Annotated in this window: 18 protein-coding genes and 1 pseudogene; all 19 read left to right on the forward strand. The window is 67.3% G+C overall.

Annotated elements, in window-relative coordinates; genetic code table 11:
* Nucleotides 1-1,059 (forward strand): annotated as a pseudogene (locus IRT45_RS34145) (cell division protein FtsH); the annotation flags it as partial.
* Nucleotides 1,060-1,134: 75 nt separating this feature from the next.
* Nucleotides 1,135-1,803: a GTP cyclohydrolase I FolE gene (folE, locus tag IRT45_RS34150; protein WP_194809902.1), complete on the forward strand. Its 669-nt coding sequence runs from the start codon at nucleotides 1,135-1,137 to the stop codon at nucleotides 1,801-1,803.
* Between the two features lie 10 nt (nucleotides 1,804-1,813).
* Nucleotides 1,814-2,761, forward strand: coding sequence for a dihydropteroate synthase (gene folP / locus IRT45_RS34155; RefSeq protein WP_194809903.1), 948 nt, complete (start codon nucleotides 1,814-1,816; stop codon nucleotides 2,759-2,761).
* Complete coding sequence (gene folB / locus IRT45_RS34160; protein ID WP_194809904.1) at nucleotides 2,758-3,150, forward strand: dihydroneopterin aldolase; 393 nt, start codon at nucleotides 2,758-2,760, stop codon at nucleotides 3,148-3,150. The genes folP and folB overlap by 4 nt, the downstream gene beginning before the upstream one ends.
* Nucleotides 3,147-3,683: a 2-amino-4-hydroxy-6-hydroxymethyldihydropteridine diphosphokinase gene (folK, locus tag IRT45_RS34165; RefSeq protein ID WP_194809905.1), complete on the forward strand. Its 537-nt coding sequence runs from the start codon at nucleotides 3,147-3,149 to the stop codon at nucleotides 3,681-3,683. Before folB ends, folK begins: the two co-directional genes overlap by 4 nt.
* A gap of 22 nt (nucleotides 3,684-3,705) precedes the next feature.
* On the forward strand, nucleotides 3,706-4,176 hold the full coding sequence (locus IRT45_RS34170) for a DUF3180 domain-containing protein (protein ID WP_194809913.1): 471 nt from the start codon (nucleotides 3,706-3,708) through the stop codon (nucleotides 4,174-4,176).
* A gap of 70 nt (nucleotides 4,177-4,246) precedes the next feature.
* Nucleotides 4,247-5,425, forward strand: a complete 1,179-nt coding sequence (locus IRT45_RS34175) for a DUF6779 domain-containing protein (protein WP_194809906.1) — start codon at nucleotides 4,247-4,249, stop codon at nucleotides 5,423-5,425.
* An 89-nt stretch (nucleotides 5,426-5,514) separates the two neighbouring features.
* A complete protein-coding gene (locus IRT45_RS34180; protein ID WP_194809907.1) occupies nucleotides 5,515-6,498 on the forward strand; it encodes a diiron oxygenase in 984 nt (327 codons plus the stop codon).
* A 534-nt stretch (nucleotides 6,499-7,032) separates the two neighbouring features.
* Nucleotides 7,033-7,908, forward strand: coding sequence for a DUF2520 domain-containing protein (locus IRT45_RS34185; RefSeq protein WP_228535883.1), 876 nt, complete (start codon nucleotides 7,033-7,035; stop codon nucleotides 7,906-7,908).
* A complete protein-coding gene (panC, locus tag IRT45_RS34190) occupies nucleotides 7,908-8,861 on the forward strand; it encodes a pantoate--beta-alanine ligase (RefSeq protein ID WP_194809909.1) in 954 nt (317 codons plus the stop codon). The genes IRT45_RS34185 and panC overlap by 1 nt, the downstream gene beginning before the upstream one ends.
* Before the next feature lie 14 nt (nucleotides 8,862-8,875).
* A complete protein-coding gene (gene panD / locus IRT45_RS34195) occupies nucleotides 8,876-9,295 on the forward strand; it encodes an aspartate 1-decarboxylase (protein ID WP_030517343.1) in 420 nt (139 codons plus the stop codon).
* Nucleotides 9,296-9,316: 21 nt separating this feature from the next.
* A complete protein-coding gene (locus IRT45_RS34200) occupies nucleotides 9,317-10,111 on the forward strand; it encodes a type III pantothenate kinase (protein ID WP_062994537.1) in 795 nt (264 codons plus the stop codon).
* 176 nt (nucleotides 10,112-10,287) lie between these two features.
* Nucleotides 10,288-10,947, forward strand: a complete 660-nt coding sequence (locus IRT45_RS34205; protein ID WP_194809910.1) for a cysteine dioxygenase — start codon at nucleotides 10,288-10,290, stop codon at nucleotides 10,945-10,947.
* Nucleotides 10,944-11,381: a rhodanese-like domain-containing protein gene (locus tag IRT45_RS34210; protein WP_036497453.1), complete on the forward strand. Its 438-nt coding sequence runs from the start codon at nucleotides 10,944-10,946 to the stop codon at nucleotides 11,379-11,381. The genes IRT45_RS34205 and IRT45_RS34210 overlap by 4 nt, the downstream gene beginning before the upstream one ends.
* A gap of 165 nt (nucleotides 11,382-11,546) precedes the next feature.
* Nucleotides 11,547-13,013: a lysine--tRNA ligase gene (gene lysS / locus IRT45_RS34215; RefSeq protein WP_194809914.1), complete on the forward strand. Its 1,467-nt coding sequence runs from the start codon at nucleotides 11,547-11,549 to the stop codon at nucleotides 13,011-13,013.
* A 114-nt stretch (nucleotides 13,014-13,127) separates the two neighbouring features.
* Nucleotides 13,128-13,493 (forward strand): Lsr2 family protein, encoded by a 366-nt coding sequence (locus IRT45_RS34220; RefSeq protein WP_194809911.1) that lies wholly within the window; start codon nucleotides 13,128-13,130, stop codon nucleotides 13,491-13,493.
* A gap of 219 nt (nucleotides 13,494-13,712) precedes the next feature.
* On the forward strand, nucleotides 13,713-14,336 hold the full coding sequence (locus IRT45_RS34225) for an FHA domain-containing protein (protein ID WP_194809912.1): 624 nt from the start codon (nucleotides 13,713-13,715) through the stop codon (nucleotides 14,334-14,336).
* Between the two features lie 116 nt (nucleotides 14,337-14,452).
* Nucleotides 14,453-15,415 (forward strand): triacylglycerol lipase, encoded by a 963-nt coding sequence (locus IRT45_RS34230; protein ID WP_228535879.1) that lies wholly within the window; start codon nucleotides 14,453-14,455, stop codon nucleotides 15,413-15,415.
* Between the two features lie 293 nt (nucleotides 15,416-15,708).
* Nucleotides 15,709-16,474 (forward strand): Clp protease N-terminal domain-containing protein (locus IRT45_RS34235; protein WP_305082334.1); only part of this gene is annotated, 766 nt, incomplete at its 3' end.

Below are 16,474 nucleotides of genomic sequence, written 5' to 3' on the forward strand. Positions count from 1 at the left end.
TCCGTCTACAAGGTCACCATCCTGGCCCGCGGTCGCACCGGCGGCCACGCCATGACCGTGCCCGAGGACGACAAGGGCCTGATGACCCGCTCGGAGATGATCGCCCGCCTGGTGATGGCGATGGGTGGCCGCGCGGCCGAGGAACTGGTCTTCCACGAGCCGACCACCGGCGCCTCCTCCGATATCGACCAGGCGACCAAGATCGCGCGTGCGATGGTCACCGAATACGGCATGAGTGCCCGGCTGGGCGCGGTGCGCTACGGGCAGGAACAGGGCGATCCGTTCCTGGGCCGCACGATGGGCACCGGCTCGGACTACTCGCACGAGGTGGCCCGCGAGATCGACGAGGAGGTGCGCAACCTCATCGAGGCCGCGCACACCGAGGCCTGGGCGATCCTCAACGAATATCGTGACGAACTCGACGCGCTGGCCACCGCGCTGCTGGAGCGCGAGACCCTGCACCGCAAGGATCTCGAACAGGTGCTCGCCACCGTCGACAAGCGTCCGCGCATCACCGCCTTCAACGATTTCGGTGAGCGTGTGCCCTCGGACCGGCCGCCGGTGAAGACCCCGCGCGAACTCGCCGCCGAACGCGGTGAACCGTGGCCGGAGGAGGAGGCCGAGTCCCGTAAGCCGAGCCGGCCCGCTCCGCAGCCGGTGCCGGCCAACGGCTATCCGCAGGAGGGCCATCGCAACCCGGCCCCGGCTCCGACCCCCGGTTACGGCTATCCGGCGCCGCAGCCCGGTAACTACCCGCGGCCCGCGAACGGCCCCGGATATCCGCCGCGGCAGGGTACGCACGGCTCCCGGCCGGACTACGGCGCTCCCGCCGGCTGGTCGGCTCCGGGCTGGCCGCCGCAGGAGGATCCGTCCGCGGGCGGTTCGCCGCAGCAGCCGGAGTACGGCGGTGGCTACGGCGGCGACTCCCAGGGATACGGCGAGCCCCAGCGCTACGGCGGTGGTCATCGCCGGCCCGAGTGGTCCGGAGATCAGGAGGGTTCGACGCAGAACGGCACCCAGGATCACGGCGATTGGGACGGACCGAACAGCCACCGCTGACCGGCTGCGATTAGGCTCGACGGTCGAACCGCGCTGTCGGCGCGTTGATTTACGTGATTGTGGAGGTGTCCTCGTATGTCGGCCAACAACAGCGCTCCGGCTGGGTCCGATTCGGCGTCGGCTTCGGGTGCCGCCGTGGTGACGGAGCCGGCCCCGATCGCGCTGGGTACCGGCCGGCCCTTCGATCAGAAGCGGGCCGAGGCCGCGGTCCGGGAACTACTGGTCGCGGTCGGTGAGGATCCCGACCGCCCCGGTCTGATCGATACCCCCGCCCGGGTCGCGCGCGCCTACCGTGAGATGTTCGCGGGTCTGTACGTGGAACCGGATTCGGTGCTCAACACCACCTTCGACGAAGGGCATCAGGAATTGGTGCTGGTGCGCGACATCCCGATGTATTCGACCTGCGAACACCACCTGGTGTCCTTCCACGGTGTCGCGCACGTCGGGTACATCCCGGGTCCGCAGGGGCGGGTCACGGGTCTGTCCAAACTGGCCCGCCTGGTCGACCTGTACGCCAAGCGGCCGCAGGTCCAGGAGCGGCTGACCAGCCAGATCGCCGACGCGGTGATGCGGAAGCTGGATCCGCGCGGCGCCATCGTGGTGGTCGAGGCCGAGCACCTGTGCATGGCGATGCGCGGCATCCGCAAGCCGGGCGCCAGCACCACCACCTCCGCGGTACGTGGCCTGCTGCAGACCAACGCCTCCTCGCGCGCCGAGGCCCTCGACCTGATCCTGCGCAAATGAGCGAGCGCCCATGAGCGCAGTGATCACTCCTCGGGCCGGGCGCTCGTGCGTGGTGATGGGCGTGGTGAACGTCACCAGCGACTCCTTCTCCGACGGTGGCCGCTACCTCGATCCGGCGGTCGCGGTCGCCCACGGGGTGCGGCTGTACGAGGCGGGCGCCGACATCATCGATGTGGGCGGTGAATCCACCCGTCCGGGCGCCGTGCGCATCGATCCCGAGACCGAGGCGCAGCGGGTGGTCCCGGTGATTCGCGGCCTGGTCGAGGCCGGCGTGCCGACCAGCGTGGACACCATGCGGGCCGGCGTCGCCGCCGCCGCGATCGACGCCGGAGTGAGCGTGGTCAACGACGTCTCCGGTGGTCGCGCGGATGCCGAGATGGTGAAAGTCGTTGCCGCCGCGGAGATCCCGTGGATTCTGATGCACTGGCGGGCGAATGCCGACCATCGCCACATCGGCCCGGCCGACCATTACGACGACGTGGTGCGCGAAGTGCTGGCCGAACTTTCGGCGCAGGTGGATCTGGCCATGGCGGCGGGCGTGCATCCGAGCCGGCTCGTCCTGGACCCGGGCCTCGGCTTCGCCAAGAACGCCGAGCACAACTGGGCCCTGCTGGGCGCACTGCCGGAACTGACGGCGCAGGGGTTGCCGATTCTGGTCGGCGCCTCCCGCAAGCGTTTCCTGGGTTCGCTGCTGGCCGACGAGTCCGGACCACGTCCGCCCGACGGGCGGGAGGTCGCCACCGCCACCATCTCGGCCTTGGCCGCCCAGCACGGCGCGTGGGGTGTGCGAGTGCACGATGTGCGGTCGTCGCTCGACGCCATCGCCGTCGCGGATGCCTGGCGGCGGGCCGCCGAGTCGAGAGAGCGGCGGGCCGCCGAGTCGAGAGAGCGGCGGGCCGCCGAGTCGAGAGAGCGGCGGGCCGCCGAATCCGGTTCACATCATCAGGGGAGCGAGTGAGTACCGATCGCATCGAGCTGCGCGGTCTGCGCGCCTACGGTCACCACGGCTGCTTCGACTTCGAGCGCCGCGACGGCCAGGAATTCCTGGTCGACATCACCCTCTGGCTGGATTTCGCGAAAGCGGCCGCGACCGATGAGCTGTCGGCCACCGTCGACTACGGTGAGCTGGCGCAACGCGCGGTCGCGATCGTCTCCGGCCCGCCGCGCAATCTGATCGAGTCCGTCGCCGCCGAGATCGCCGACGATGTGATGCGCGACGAGCGCGTCGTCGCCGCGGAGGTGGTCGTGCACAAGCCGTCGGCGCCGATTCCGCACGCCTTCGCCGATGTTCGCGTGGTGGCCACCAGGCGGCGAGAAGTACCGCCGGCCCCGGAGGTGGCCGGATGAGCCGTGCGGTGCTGTCGATCGGGTCCAATCTGGGGGATCGGCTCGCCCATCTCCGCAGTGTGGTGGAGGCGCTGAGGTCGCAGCTGGTCGCGGTGTCACCGGTGTACTCGACCGCGCCGTGGGGTGGAGTGCCGCAGGAGGACTATCTCAATGCCGTTGTCGTGGTGGAGGATTCGGAGCTGGGGCCGCGCGACTGGCTCGAACGCGGACAGCAGCTCGAGCAGCGGTCCGGGCGTGTCCGCGAGATCCGGTGGGGCGCAAGAACTCTGGATGTCGACGTGATCTGGTGTGCCGAGCGCCGCCCCGACGGGCTGCGCCCGGTGACCAGTGCGGATCCGGAACTGACATTGCCGCATCCGCAGGCGCACAACCGCGCGTTCGTCCTGGTGCCGTGGGCCGAGGTCGAACCCGATGCGACGCTGGAGGTCGACGGCCGGACCCGTCCGATCCGGGATCTGCTGGCCGAGCTCGACCCGGACGAGATCGACGGCGTCCGGCTCACCGACCTGTCGCTGTCCGCGGCGCAACGATGATCGGTGGCTGGTCATGAATGTCATGAGGCCGACCAAGATTCTGGATCTGCTCGCGAACGTCCTTATCGCCGCCGCGGTGGCGTGGGTGGCGACTCGCTGGGCCTATTCGACTTTTCCGCCGATCACGGTGATCGCGAGTGCCTCGCTGTATCCGGTGGCCGCCGTGGAAGCGGTGCTGGCGTTCGTGATTCGCGCCCGCGTCGGTGATCACCGCATCGGTGACGGTCCGAAACAGTTGCATCCGATCACCGCGGCCCGCGCGGTGGCGCTGGCGAAGGCCTCGGCGCAGGTGGGTTCCCTGGCGGCCGGCGTGTGGCTGGGCTTCCTGATCTGGGTGCTGCCGCAGCGCTCGGATATGCGCGCGGCCGCCTCCGACACCCCCGGCGCCATCGTGGGTCTGATCGCCGGTGTGGTGTTGGTCGCCGCCGCGCTGTGGCTGGAGTATTGCTGCCGCGCGCCACACGAGCCACCAGACGAGCCAGCTACCTCATAGCTAACACGATTGGGTCGAGTTCCGGACCAGGTGCGCGCCGAAATCCGCTATTCGAGTTACCCTTGCGGACATGGTTTCACCCTCCCGTAGCAGTGCTTCCCCGCGACAGCGGGACAACGCGGGAAAAATCGTCGTCGGCGTATTAATTCTGCTCGGTCTGATTGCCAGTGTGTTTCTGATTTTCAGCAACAATGTGCAGTTGGTCCGGGTCGGTTTGGTCGCGGCTCTGTGGGCCGCCGCGGTGGCCGCGCTGGCGGCGACCCGCTATCGCCGGGATGCGGCGATCGATCAGGCCAAGGCTCGTGACCTGCAGAAGGTCTACGAGTTGCAGCTCGAACGCGAGATCACCGCCCGGCGCGAATACGAACTCGGCGTCGAATCACGGGTGCGCCGGGAGGTCGGCGCGGACGCCGCCGAACTGGCCGCGCTGCGGGGCGAACTGACCGTATTGCGCGAAAGCCTGCAGCGACTGTTCGACGGTGACCTACTGGTCGACCGACCGGCGCTGCGCGCCGAGGCTGTGCGCGTGCAAGCGCTCACCCGCGCCACCGTGGCGAACGGTAGCTCGCAGGAAACCGATACCTGGGACGCCTGGAGTGCACCGGCCGTGCCGCTGCACGTGGTCTCGCCGGTCTTCGATCCCGACCATCCCGAACCCCCGGCCTTCGCCAGTCCGTACGACGATCCGGTGACGGCGGAGACCGCCGTGGTGTCGGCGGAGGCGTCGGATGAGGAGGGGGAATCGCCCGTCCGGTCGGCGGATGACGAAGACCCGGATAACGAAGTCGATCGCGACCGCTTGGGCGCGACCGCGGAGTCCGGGCAGCCGGATCCCTCGGCACCCGAATCGTCGCAGCCTCGATCGCCGGAATCCGAATCGTCGGAGTCCGAATCGTCGAAGGCCGGATCCTCGAAGCCCGAATCGTCGAAGGCCGAGGCTGCCGGATCAGCATCCGCCCAGCCGGCCCGTGACGGGCAGGCCGGTACCGGCGCGACCGCGGTGAAATCCGGCACCGCGTCGGCGAACGAAACGTCCCAGCCGGCGACGGCGGACTCCGTCGGATCCGGCGACTCGCGCCCGAATTCCTCGGTGCCGCGGCTGGCTCCCCTCCAACCGGCGACGACCATGGGTACCGCCGGTTCCCGCCGTCGTCGCCACGCCGATTCCGACGAGGATCAGCCGGGACGCAAGATCACCGTCGCGGAAATCATGGCGAATCTGCGATCGGAGCAGAACAGTTCGTCGTAATGCCCGCGACGGCGGCCGTGAAACATGTTGCATGTGACGCGCAGTATCGGTAACTTTCGCAGGAGAAGCATGCGAAGGAGACACCGAAGATGCTGTCCACTGCTGTAAAGAACACGTCGGCCGATCCCGAGTATCACGAGATCCTGCGTGGTCTGTCCGAGGGGTCGGTGCACAAGAACTTCGACCCCTATGTCGACATCGATTGGGACTCACCGGAATTCGCGGTCGATCCGACCGACACCCGCTGGGTCATGCCGGACGAGGATCCGCTGGGCCGCCACCCCTGGTACAAGGCGCAGCCGGTGGAACGCCAGATCGCGATGGGTATGTGGCGGCAGGCCGGTATCGCCAAGGTCGGCCTGGATTTCGAACAGCTGCTCATCCGCGGCCTGATGCAGTACCTGGTGTCGGTGCCCAACGGTGATCCGGAATTCCGCTACGTGACACACGAGGCGGCTGAAGAGTGCAACCACACGATGATGTTCCAGGAGATGATCAACCGCATCGGCGAGGATGTGGTCGGCATGGGCACCGTCGACCGCAAACTCACCATGATCATCTGGCCGGCCGTGAAGTATTTTCCGGAACTGTTCTTCACGATGATCCTCGGCGGTGAGGAACCCATCGACCACCTGCAGAAGTCGCTGCTGCGCGCCGGTACCGACCTGCATCCGATGGTGCAGCGGGTGATGCAGATCCACGTGGCCGAAGAGGCCCGCCACATCTCGTTCGCACACGAATATCTGCGCCGCAATGTGCCCGGCATGAATCCGGCCACGAAATTCCTGCTGTCGCTGCTCTTCCCGACCGCGATGCGAATCATGCTCGACATGATCATGACTCCGCCCAAGGAGTTCGTGGAGAAGTTCGACATCCCCGCTGAGGTGATGCGCGAGGCCTACTGGGGTAGCGCGGAGTCCCAGGTCACCATGCGCGACATCTTCGGCGACGTCCGCGCGCTGGCCACCACCAGCGGCCTGATGAACCCCGTAGCCAAGGTCGCCTGGCGCCTTCTGGGCATCCACGGCCCCACCTCCCGCTACCGCAGCGAACCCGCCCGCAAGGCCGCGTAGGGCCCAGCTTCGCCGAGTAGGCCATCCGTCGGGGTGTACATCGAAACGATGTACACCCCGACGGTTTTTCCGCCGCCTCGTTCGAGGCACACACCACGAGCCGTCCGCCCCTCGGCGCTCGAAATCCGATCGCGTTCGGCCCTCGAATACCGATCACGTTCACATCCACGAGCCGTAAACCTTGGTGGGTCTCGGCCCGCCTCGATTTTGGACTGACGGAGCGAAGGAGCGCAGCGACTGAGCGGAGGAGGGAAAAATCGAGGCCCAGGGGGCCGAGACCCCCGCCGGAGCGAAGCGCAGGCCAAAGATACTGAGGGAAATATCACGCGCGGGTCCTCTGGCAGCGCCCCCGGTCACTACCTATTCTCGACTCGTAACGTCCGGTACCCGCCATGCGGGACTGGAACGCCTTCCGAGAGGACAACGGTGACCTCCGATTTTTCGCGGCCCGACGAGGCCGATTCATCGCGCCCCGCCGCGCCCGCGGCATCGGGCTCATCCGCTGTTTCCGGCTCCGATCCGGCGCCGGCTCGGCTGACGGTCGGCATCGTGTCGGCGGGCCGGGTGGGTTCGGCGCTGGGTGTCGCGCTGGAGCGTGCCGGGCATGTGGTGTTCGGGGTGTCCGCGATTTCCGACGCGTCGCGGCATCGGGCGCGCACGCGGTTGCCGGAGGCGCGGATCTTGCCGGTGGAGGAGATCGCGGCCCGCAGCGAACTGCTGATCCTGGCGGTACCGGACAATGAACTGCCCGGTCTGGTGGCCGGTTTGGCGGCGTCGCGGGTGGTCCGCCCGGGAACGATCGTCGCGCATACCTCGGGGGCGAACGGCGTGGCCGTCCTGTCCCCGCTGACCGGTGTCCGCCCGCTGGCGATTCATCCGGCGATGACCTTCACCGGCCACGACGAGGACACCGCCCGCTTGGCGAATGCGTGTTTCGGTATCACGGCGGCCGACGAGATCGGTTATGCGATCGCGCAGTCGCTGGTGATCGAGATGGGCGGCGAACCGGTGCGGGTGCCGGAGGAGAACCGGGCGCTGTATCACGCGGCGCTCGCGCACGGCAGTAATCATCTGGTCACCCTGATCGTCGATGCGGTGGCGGCGTTGCGGGCGGCGCTGGACGGCCCGGGCCTGCTGGGACAGCAGGTGGTCGATGAGCAGCCCAACGGTTTGGCGGAGCGGATGCTGGCACCGCTGGCCTCGGCGGCGCTGGACAATGCGCTGCGCCGTGGTCTGCCCGCGTTGACCGGTCCGGTGGCGCGTGGTGACGCCCTCGCGGTGTCGGCGCACCTGGAGGCACTGGCCGCGGCCGATCCGGAGCTGGCCGAGGGCTATCGCGCGATGTCGCTGCGGACGGCGCAGCTGGCCCGCACGAGTCCGGATCTGATCGGCCTGCTGGAGGGACACTGATGTCGAATTCGCGAGCGAAGAAACTGACCCCGGAGCAGTTGCGCACCCTGTATCGCCCGGGCGAGCTGACGGTGGTGCACGAGCCGGCCGGGCTCTCGGCGGTGACCTCCGCGCTGCGCGGGGTGGGGCGCACGGTCGCGCTGGTGCCGACGATGGGTGCCCTGCACGAGGGCCATCTGGAGTTGGTGCGCCGCGCCAAGCGCACGAATCAGGTGGTGGTGGTGTCGATCTTCGTCAATCCGCTGCAGTTCGGCGAGAACGAGGACTTCGACAAGTATCCGCGCACACTCGACAGCGATGTGGCGCTGTTGCGTGCGGAGGGCGTGGCGCTGGTGTTCGCGCCGAGCGTGGCCCAGATGTATCCGGAGGGTCCGCGGACCTCGGTCCATCCGGGACCGCTCGGCGCCGAGTTGGAGGGCGCCAGCCGTCCGACCCACTTCGCCGGAATGCTGACGGTGGTGGCGAAACTGCTGCAGATCGTCCGTCCGCACGAGGCGTTCTTCGGCGAGAAGGACTATCAGCAGCTGACTCTGATCCGGCAGATGGTCCGGGATCTGAATTTCGACGTCGAGATCGTCCCGGTCCCGACGGTGCGCGAATCCGACGGCTTGGCGCTGTCCTCGCGCAACCGCTATCTGGACGAGCAGCAGCGCGAGTTGGCGATCACGCTTTCGGCCGCGTTGGCCGCGGGCCGGCATGCGGCGGGGCGGGGTCCCGACGCGGTGGTGGCCGCGGCCCGTTCGGTGCTCGACGTCGCGTCCGGTGTCGACGTCGACTACCTGGAGTTGCGCGGTGCGGATCTGGGCCCCATTCCGAGCAGCGGGAACGCTCGTCTACTGGTGGCCGCCCGCATCGGCGCCACCCGTTTGATCGACAACGTGCCCGTCACCGTCCCCGCCGCGGGCGGCCACAACGCTATCCCCGATTTCCAGCCTGCCCAGGCCGACGCATAGGAAAGGCGACCACGATGTTGCGCACCATGATGAAGTCGAAGATCCACCGTGCCACGGTGACTCACGCCGATCTGCACTATGTGGGTTCGGTGACCGTGGACCCGGATCTGATGGATGCGGCCGATCTGCTCGAGGGCGAGCAGGTCTGCATCGTCGATATCGACAACGGCGCTCGGCTGGAAACCTATGTGATCGCCGGTGAGCGCGGTTCGGGCGTGATCGGAATCAACGGCGCCGCAGCGCATCTGGTGAATCCGGGTGATCTCGTCATCCTGATCGCCTACGGCATGATGGACGAGGCCGAGCTGCGCGAGTACCAGCCGCGGGTGGTGTTCGTCGACGACCGCAACCGTCCGGTGGAGCTGGGTTCGGACCCGGCGCACGCCCCGGAGGGTTCGGGGTTGACCTCGCCGCGCTCGCTGACCTTCGCCTGAGCCGCGGGCAGCGGGGCGAGGATGCTGCTGACGATCGACGTCCGCAACACCAGTATCGAGATCGGCCTGTTCTCGGGTAGTGGTGCGCATGCGGAACTGGCGCACACCTGGCGTGTGCACACCAATCCGTTGCTGACCGCCGACGAATTCGCCATGCAGGTACGGGGTTTGGTGGGTGAGCGGCTGGATCAGGTGGTCGGGGTGTCGGCCCTGTCGACGGTGCCGCCGGTGCTGCGGGAGTTGCGAACCATGTTGGGCCGCTACTGGTCGCACGTGCCGCACGTGCTGGTGGAACCCGGTGTGCGCACCGGAATTCCGCTGCTGGTCGACAATCCGAAAGAGGTCGGCGCCGATCGGATCGTGAATTGCCTTGCGGCATATCATCGTTTCGATTCGCCGGCGATCGTGGTCGATTTCGGTACCGCCATCTGTGTCGACCTGGTGTCGGCGAAGGGGGAATTCCTCGGCGGGACGATCGCTCCCGGGGTGGAGATCTCCACCGAGGCGCTGGTGGCGCGCAGTGCGCTGCGACGCGCGGAGCTGGCCCGCCCGCGTTCGGTGGTGGGTAAGAACAGCATGGAATGCATGCAGTCCGGTGCGGTGTTCGGCTTCGCCGGGCTGGTCGACGGCTTGATCGACCGCATCCGCGACGAGCTCGACGCCTTCGCCGGTGACGACGTGTCGGTGGTGGCGACGGGCCCGACCGCACCGCTGATCGTCCCCGAATCCGAGACCATCGATCACCACGAGCCGCATCTGACGCTGGACGGCCTGCGCCTGGTCTACGAGCGCAACCAGCAGCGACGCCGCCCGTGACCGGCGCGCTGTGGGGTGGAACACACCGCCCTTGCGCGCGCCGACCACCCTGCTAGACTTCGGCTCGTGACTTTCCGCGTGAGCACCCAGGAGTGTTGTCGAGGCTGATTCGCCTCGGCTGATTGTCGAGGCTGCGTATCCGCCCTCGGCCATCCACTACTCCTGGAGCTTCGCTCATGCGTTCCTCTGTAATCACCTCTGCTGTTACCTCCGCCGCGAGCGCTGACGCCGCGCGTCGCCGGACGGGGCAGTTGCCGCCCGCGCGTCCGGCCAACCGGCTCGCCGCGGAGATCACCGATCGCTCGGTGTCGTCCGCGTTGCCGACCCGGCTGCGTCCGGCCGATCTGCTGCGGCTGACCGACGAGGGTGCCGAGGACGTACTGGCCGGCCGCTTCGATCATCTGCTGCCCTCGGGTGGGGTGTGGCCGATCGAAAACCGTTGGGCGGTACGCCTTCTCGCCGACGACGAGGTCGACGTCTGGTTGATCAGCTGGGTGCCGGATCGGTCGACGGAATTACACGACCATGCCGGCTCGCTCGGCGCGTTGACCGTGTTGAGCGGCGCGCTCTCGGAATTCCGCTGGAACGGTAAGGAATTGCGTCAGCGCACCCTCGCCGCCGGCGATCAGGCCTCGTTCCCGCTCGGCTGGGTGCACGACGTGGTGCGTGCCCCGGACCACGTCGCGGGTGTGCCCGAACCGTCGAATCCGACGCTGTCGGTGCACGCGTATTCACCACCTCTGTCCGCCATGTCGTATTACGAAGTGACCGGCCACGGAACGTTGCGGCGCACCCGTACCGTGCTCACCGACCAGCCCGAAGGCGATGTGAAATGACGCACACGCATCTCACCATCAATGACATGCTGGAGGCGGCGCGTGCGCGATTGACGCGCATGTACGCATTCGAATTGCCGGAGGCGATCGCGCGCGGCGCCCTGCTGGTCGATATTCGCCCGCAGGCTCAGCGCGTCAAGGAGGGCACCCTGCCGGGCGCCCTGGTGATCGAGCGCAACGTGCTGGAGTGGCGGCTGGACCCCACCAGCTCCGCGCGGCTCGCACTGGCCACCGATCACGATCGCGAATGGGTGATCGTCTGCTCGGAGGGCTACACGTCGAGTCTGGCGGCCGCGGCACTGCAGCAACTGGGTCTGCACCGGGCCACCGATCTGGTCGGTGGCTATCAGGCGGTAAAGGCCGCGGGGCTGCTGTCGGTAGCCGCCGGCGCACCGCATCTGGCCGGTGAGATCAACGCACTCGTCTCGCTGTAATCGCCCGGGTGAGCGGGGGTCGGGCGCGCGCGAAACGATTTCCGGCGCACGATAGGGTGGTTCGCTGTGAGCACCACGAACAGCCCTTCGTCCGGTGGCTCCGCGGGCCGGGCTCCTGCGGGGCAATCGCATCCTGCCGCAGCGGAAGTCGACGTTCCCGAGCAGATGCGGATCCGCCGGGAGAAGCGTGAGCGGCTGATCGACGCGGGCGTCGAGGCGTATCCGGTCGTGGTGCCGCGGACCCACAGCCTCGCCGAGATCCGCGCCGCCTATCCCGACCTCGAGCCCGACACCAGCACCGGAGTGCAGGCCGGTGTGGCCGGCCGGGTCATCTTCATGCGCAATACCGGCAAACTGTGCTTCGCCACGCTGCAGGAGGGTGACGGCACCAAACTGCAGGCGATGATCAGCCTGAACGGGGTCGGCGCCGACGCGCTGGCGGCGTGGAAGGCCGATGTCGATCTGGGTGATTTCGTCTTCGTGCACGGCGAGGTGATCTCCTCCCGTACCGGCGAACTGAGCGTGATGGCCGATTCCTGGTCGATGGCGGCCAAATCGCTGCGTCCGCTGCCGGTGGCGCACAAGGAGCTGAGCGAGGAGTCGCGGGTCCGGCAGCGCTATGTCGACCTCATCGTGCGGCCGGAGGCGCGGGAGAACGCCCGCACCCGGATCGCGGCCGTGCGCGCACTGCGAAATGCGTTGGAGCGCAGGGGTTTCCTCGAGGTCGAGACGCCGATGCTGCAGACCCTGCACGGAGGTGCGGCGGCGCGCCCGTTCGTCACCCATTCCAATGCGCTGGATATGGATCTGTATCTGCGCATCGCGCCGGAGTTGTTCCTGAAGCGCTGTGTGGTGGGCGGGATCGAGAAGGTCTTCGAGATCAACCGCAACTTCCGTAACGAGGGCGCCGACTCGACGCATTCGCCCGAGTTCGCGATGTTGGAAACTTATGAGGCCTACGGCACCTACGACGATTCCGCGCTGATGATGCGGGAATTGATCCAGGAAGTCGCGCAAGAGGTCTTCGGCACCCAGGTCGTCACACTCGCCGACGGTACGGAATACGATCTGAGTGGTGAGTGGAACACCGTCGAGATGTATCCCTCGCTATCCGATTCGCTGGGTGTCGAGGTAACGCCGGAAACTACTGTTCCGGAATTGCTCGCACTGGCCGATCGGGTCGGTCTGGAAATTCCTCCGGACAAGGGTTACGGCCACGGCAAACTTGTCGAGGAACTGTGGGAACACAGCTTCGGCGACAAGCTCTATGCCCCCACTTTCGTGCGTGACTTCCCGGTGGAGACGTCGCCGCTGACGCGGCAGCACCGCAGTAAGCCGGGTGTCACGGAGAAGTGGGATCTGTATGTCCGCGGATTCGAGTTGGCCACCGGCTATTCGGAACTCGTGGATCCGGTCGTGCAGCGGGAACGTTTTGTCGACCAGGCCAGACTGGCCGCCGCTGGTGACGACGAGGCCATGCGGCTGGACGAGGACTTCCTCGCCGCCATGGAACACGGTATGCCGCCGACAACGGGTACCGGTATGGGAATCGACCGCTTGCTGATGGCACTGACCGGACTCGGAATCCGGGAAACCATACTCTTCCCAATTGTGCGTCCGTCCGGTCGCTGAGTGCCGGGTTTGAATGCCGATTCCCCGTCTTGGAAATTTCGTATCTAGAGGTATTCTCGACTCGGGCATCGGCCTGGTATCCGGGTCGCACGATTTCGAGAGGACGTTCATCGCATGGCAAAGAAGGTCACCGTTAGCCTGATCGACGATGTCGATGGTGAGTCCATTGCGGACGAGACCATCGAGTTCGCGATCGACGGTGTTTCGTACGAGATCGACCTGTCCGCGGCGAATGCGGCGAAGCTGCGTGACGGGCTGGACGTGTGGGTCGCCAATGCCCGTCGGGTGAGCGGTCGCCGGCGCAGCAAGCCGGTCGGTGCGACCACCGGTGTGCCGAAGGGCCGAGTTTCCATGGATCGCGAACAGAGTGCGGCAATTCGGGAATGGGCGCGGCGCAAGGGTCACAAGGTTTCCGCGCGTGGTCGCATCTCCGCCGATGTCGTGGAGAGCTACCACAAGGAAGTCGGCCGCAACAACTAGTGCGGTCGAAAAGACCCGGCTGCGTTTGTGCCGCTGCCGCCCGGAGGAATCGTGCGACGTCCGGGCGGCAGCGGCATTTCGATGCGGTGACGGCATTTTTGCGCGGTCGCGCGCGGAGGGCCCCGGCGTGGTGATCTTGCTCGCCGCCGCGTCGGCGCGGCACCATGGGGCCTATGCAGACCACGTCACTGGCGGTACGAGAGTGGGGGTAGCAACGCGGTGACGGACATTCACGAATCATTTCTCCGGTTCATCGACGACACCGGCAGCCGGCGCGAACTGACGCTGACCCCGGATCATCAGCGCATCACCATCGGGCGTTCGCCGCAGGCGGATCTGTCGCTGGGCTGGGACGCCGAGGTGTCGCGACTCCATGCGGCCGTGGAGTATCTCGGCGCGCACTGGACGATCGTCGACGACGGACTGTCGCGCAACGGCACCTTCGTCAACGGGGAGCGACTGGCCGGCCGCCGCCGGCTCGAGGCCGGCGACCGCATCCGGGTCGGTACCTCGACGCTGTCGTTCCACGATTACACCGGCACGGTCGACGATGCGACCCGGACCTCGGTCGGCTCGGTCCCGAGTCCGCGATCGCTCACCGATACCCAGCGCGCGGTACTGATCGCGCTGTGCCGCCCGTATCGCGACAACACCGAATTCGCCACGCCCGCATCGAATCAGCAGATCGCCGACGAGTTGTACCTGAGCGTGGATGCGATCAAAACCCATCTGCGCGCGCTGTTTTCGAAGTTCGGCGTCGAGGATCTGCCGCAGAATCAGAAGCGGGTGCGGCTGGCGGCGCTGGCCATCCAGAACGGCATCATCTCGCACCGCGACCTCTGATACCGGCCGCCGGATGTGACCGGCGATTCCGGTTACCCGCCGGTATCGATCCGAATGGTCCCTTTTCCCGCTAGCGTGTTGAAACACGTTCTAGTTTTTTTTGGGGAGGGGCCCCGATGCCGTCTCATATCGCGCGTCTGCTGCGCCGAGCGCTCGGAGCCGCGCTCGTTCCGGCGATCTCGAGCATTCTGTGGGTGACCGCCGCCGCGGCCCACGCCGACTATCCGGTGGACTACAACTTCTTCTCCGGCATTCCGTACGAGCTGCGAAATCCGGGTGGATCCCTGCCCGGCGCCGACGACTGGTCGTGCCGGCCCAGCGACGCCCACCCCGAACCCGTCGTGCTGGTGCACGGCACCGGCGGCGGGGCGCAGACGAACTGGGGCGTCTACGCGCCGCTGCTGGCCAACGAGGGATATTGCGTCTATTCGCTGACCTACGGCGCCTACGATCTGCCGTGGCCGCTCTCGGCGATCGGCGGCATGCGGCCGATCGAGGACAGTTCGGCGCAGCTGGCGGCGTTCGTGGACCGGGTGCTGGCGGCGACCAGCGCCGCGAAGGTCGATCTGATCGCGCATTCGCAGGGCAATCTGGTGGGCAACTACTTCGTGAAGCGACTGGGCGGTTCCGACAAGGTCGACAAGTTCGTGGCGATCGCGGCGCCGTGGCTGGGCACCTTCGGCCCGGTGATCGACCCGGCTCGCGATTTCGCGCGGCGCCTGGGCGCGGGGCCGGCCTTCGACGCCACCCTGGGGGCGAGCCCCTGTGCCGCCTGCGCGCAGATGACGGGCAGTGCGGATTTCATCCGCTCCCTGAACGCCGACGGCGTCTACGACCCGGAGGTCACCTACACCAATATCGAGACCCGCTACGACGAGCTGGTGGTGCCGTACACCGTCGCCCTGGTGCCCGGGCCGAAGACGACGAACATCGTGGTCCAGGACGGCTGCGCGGCGGACTACTCGGAGCACGCGGGCATCGCGGGCAGCGACCGGGCGGCGGCGTTCGCGCTCAACGCCCTGGATCCGGACGATCCGCAGCCGGTGCCCTGCCACTTCATCCCCCCGATCACCGGATAGTTCCGTACCCGGAGCCGTGAACCCGCGGTCGCGAGGCGGAAGCGGAAAATTCAGCTGTGGGCGTAGTCGCTGGGGAAACGTTCCGGGTTGGAGTCGCGTTAGAACGGTATGACTCGCGTTGTCGCCCGTTCGCAATAGGGTGGACAGACGACGGCCGTGACCCCCGCCAACTACAGTAGAGGCGGGGGATGCAACCCCAGGGCTTCATGGCAGGCTGGCGCCACAGGTGTGAAGCACGAAGCACAACAGCAGCGCCGGATGCCGTGGATAGCGGAGCAGGAAGTGAGGGAGCGATGTTCGAGAGGTTCACCGACCGAGCGCGGCGGGTCGTTGTCCTGGCCCAAGAAGAGGCTCGGATGCTCAACCACAACTACATCGGCACCGAGCACATCCTGCTGGGCCTGATCCACGAGGGTGAGGGTGTCGCGGCGAAGTCCCTGGAGTCGCTGGGAATTTCGCTCGAGGGTGTGCGCAGCCAGGTGGAGGAGATCATCGGGCAGGGCCAGCAGGCGCCGTCCGGTCACATCCCCTTCACCCCCCGGGCCAAGAAGGTGCTGGAGCTGAGCCTGCGCGAAGCGCTGCAGCTCGGCCACAACTACATCGGCACCGAGCACATTCTGCTCGGCCTGATTCGTGAGGGCGAAGGCGTCGCGGCCCAGGTGCTGGTGAAGCTGGGCGCCGACCTCAACCGGGTGCGGCAGCAGGTCATCCAGCTGCTGTCCGGCTACCAGGGCGGTAAGGAGGCGGTGGAGTCCGGCGCTCGCGGCGAGTCCGGGACCCCGTCCACCTCACTGGTCCTCGACCAGTTCGGGCGCAACCTGACCCAGGCCGCACTCGAAGGCAAACTCGACCCCGTCATCGGCCGCTCGAAGGAGATCGAGCGTGTCATGCAGGTGCTGAGCCGCCGCACCAAGAACAACCCGGTCCTGATCGGTGAGCCCGGCGTCGGTAAGACCGCCGTCGTGGAGGGTCTCGCCCAGGCCATCGTCAACGGCGAGGTGCCGGAGACGCTGAAGGACAAGCAGCTCTACACCCTCGACCTGGGTTCCCTGGTCGCGG

The sequence above is a fragment of the Nocardia sp. BSTN01 genome (assembly GCF_015354405.1).
GTDB lineage: Bacteria > Actinomycetota > Actinomycetes > Mycobacteriales > Mycobacteriaceae > Nocardia.

Excerpts from the sequence above, each read along its gene's own strand:
- IRT45_RS34205 (WP_194809910.1), top strand. The coding sequence starts at position 10,288 with ATGCGTTCCTCTGTAATCACCTCTGCTGTTACCTCCGCCGCGAGCGCT.
- IRT45_RS34180 (WP_194809907.1), top strand. The coding sequence starts at position 5,515 with ATGCTGTCCACTGCTGTAAAGAACACGTCGGCCGATCCCGAGTATCAC.
- panC (WP_194809909.1), top strand. The coding sequence starts at position 7,908 with ATGTCGAATTCGCGAGCGAAGAAACTGACCCCGGAGCAGTTGCGCACC.
- folP (WP_194809903.1), top strand. The coding sequence starts at position 1,814 with ATGAGCGCAGTGATCACTCCTCGGGCCGGGCGCTCGTGCGTGGTGATG.
- IRT45_RS34170 (WP_194809913.1), top strand. The coding sequence starts at position 3,706 with ATGAGGCCGACCAAGATTCTGGATCTGCTCGCGAACGTCCTTATCGCC.
- panD (WP_030517343.1), top strand. The coding sequence starts at position 8,876 with ATGTTGCGCACCATGATGAAGTCGAAGATCCACCGTGCCACGGTGACT.
- IRT45_RS34230 (WP_228535879.1), top strand. The coding sequence starts at position 14,453 with ATGCCGTCTCATATCGCGCGTCTGCTGCGCCGAGCGCTCGGAGCCGCG.
- folE (WP_194809902.1), top strand. The coding sequence starts at position 1,135 with ATGTCGGCCAACAACAGCGCTCCGGCTGGGTCCGATTCGGCGTCGGCT.
- IRT45_RS34175 (WP_194809906.1), top strand. The coding sequence starts at position 4,247 with ATGGTTTCACCCTCCCGTAGCAGTGCTTCCCCGCGACAGCGGGACAAC.
- lysS (WP_194809914.1), top strand. The coding sequence starts at position 11,547 with ATGCGGATCCGCCGGGAGAAGCGTGAGCGGCTGATCGACGCGGGCGTC.
- IRT45_RS34220 (WP_194809911.1), top strand. The coding sequence starts at position 13,128 with ATGGCAAAGAAGGTCACCGTTAGCCTGATCGACGATGTCGATGGTGAG.
- IRT45_RS34200 (WP_062994537.1), top strand. The coding sequence starts at position 9,317 with ATGCTGCTGACGATCGACGTCCGCAACACCAGTATCGAGATCGGCCTG.
- folK (WP_194809905.1), top strand. The coding sequence starts at position 3,147 with ATGAGCCGTGCGGTGCTGTCGATCGGGTCCAATCTGGGGGATCGGCTC.
- IRT45_RS34210 (WP_036497453.1), top strand. The coding sequence starts at position 10,944 with ATGACGCACACGCATCTCACCATCAATGACATGCTGGAGGCGGCGCGT.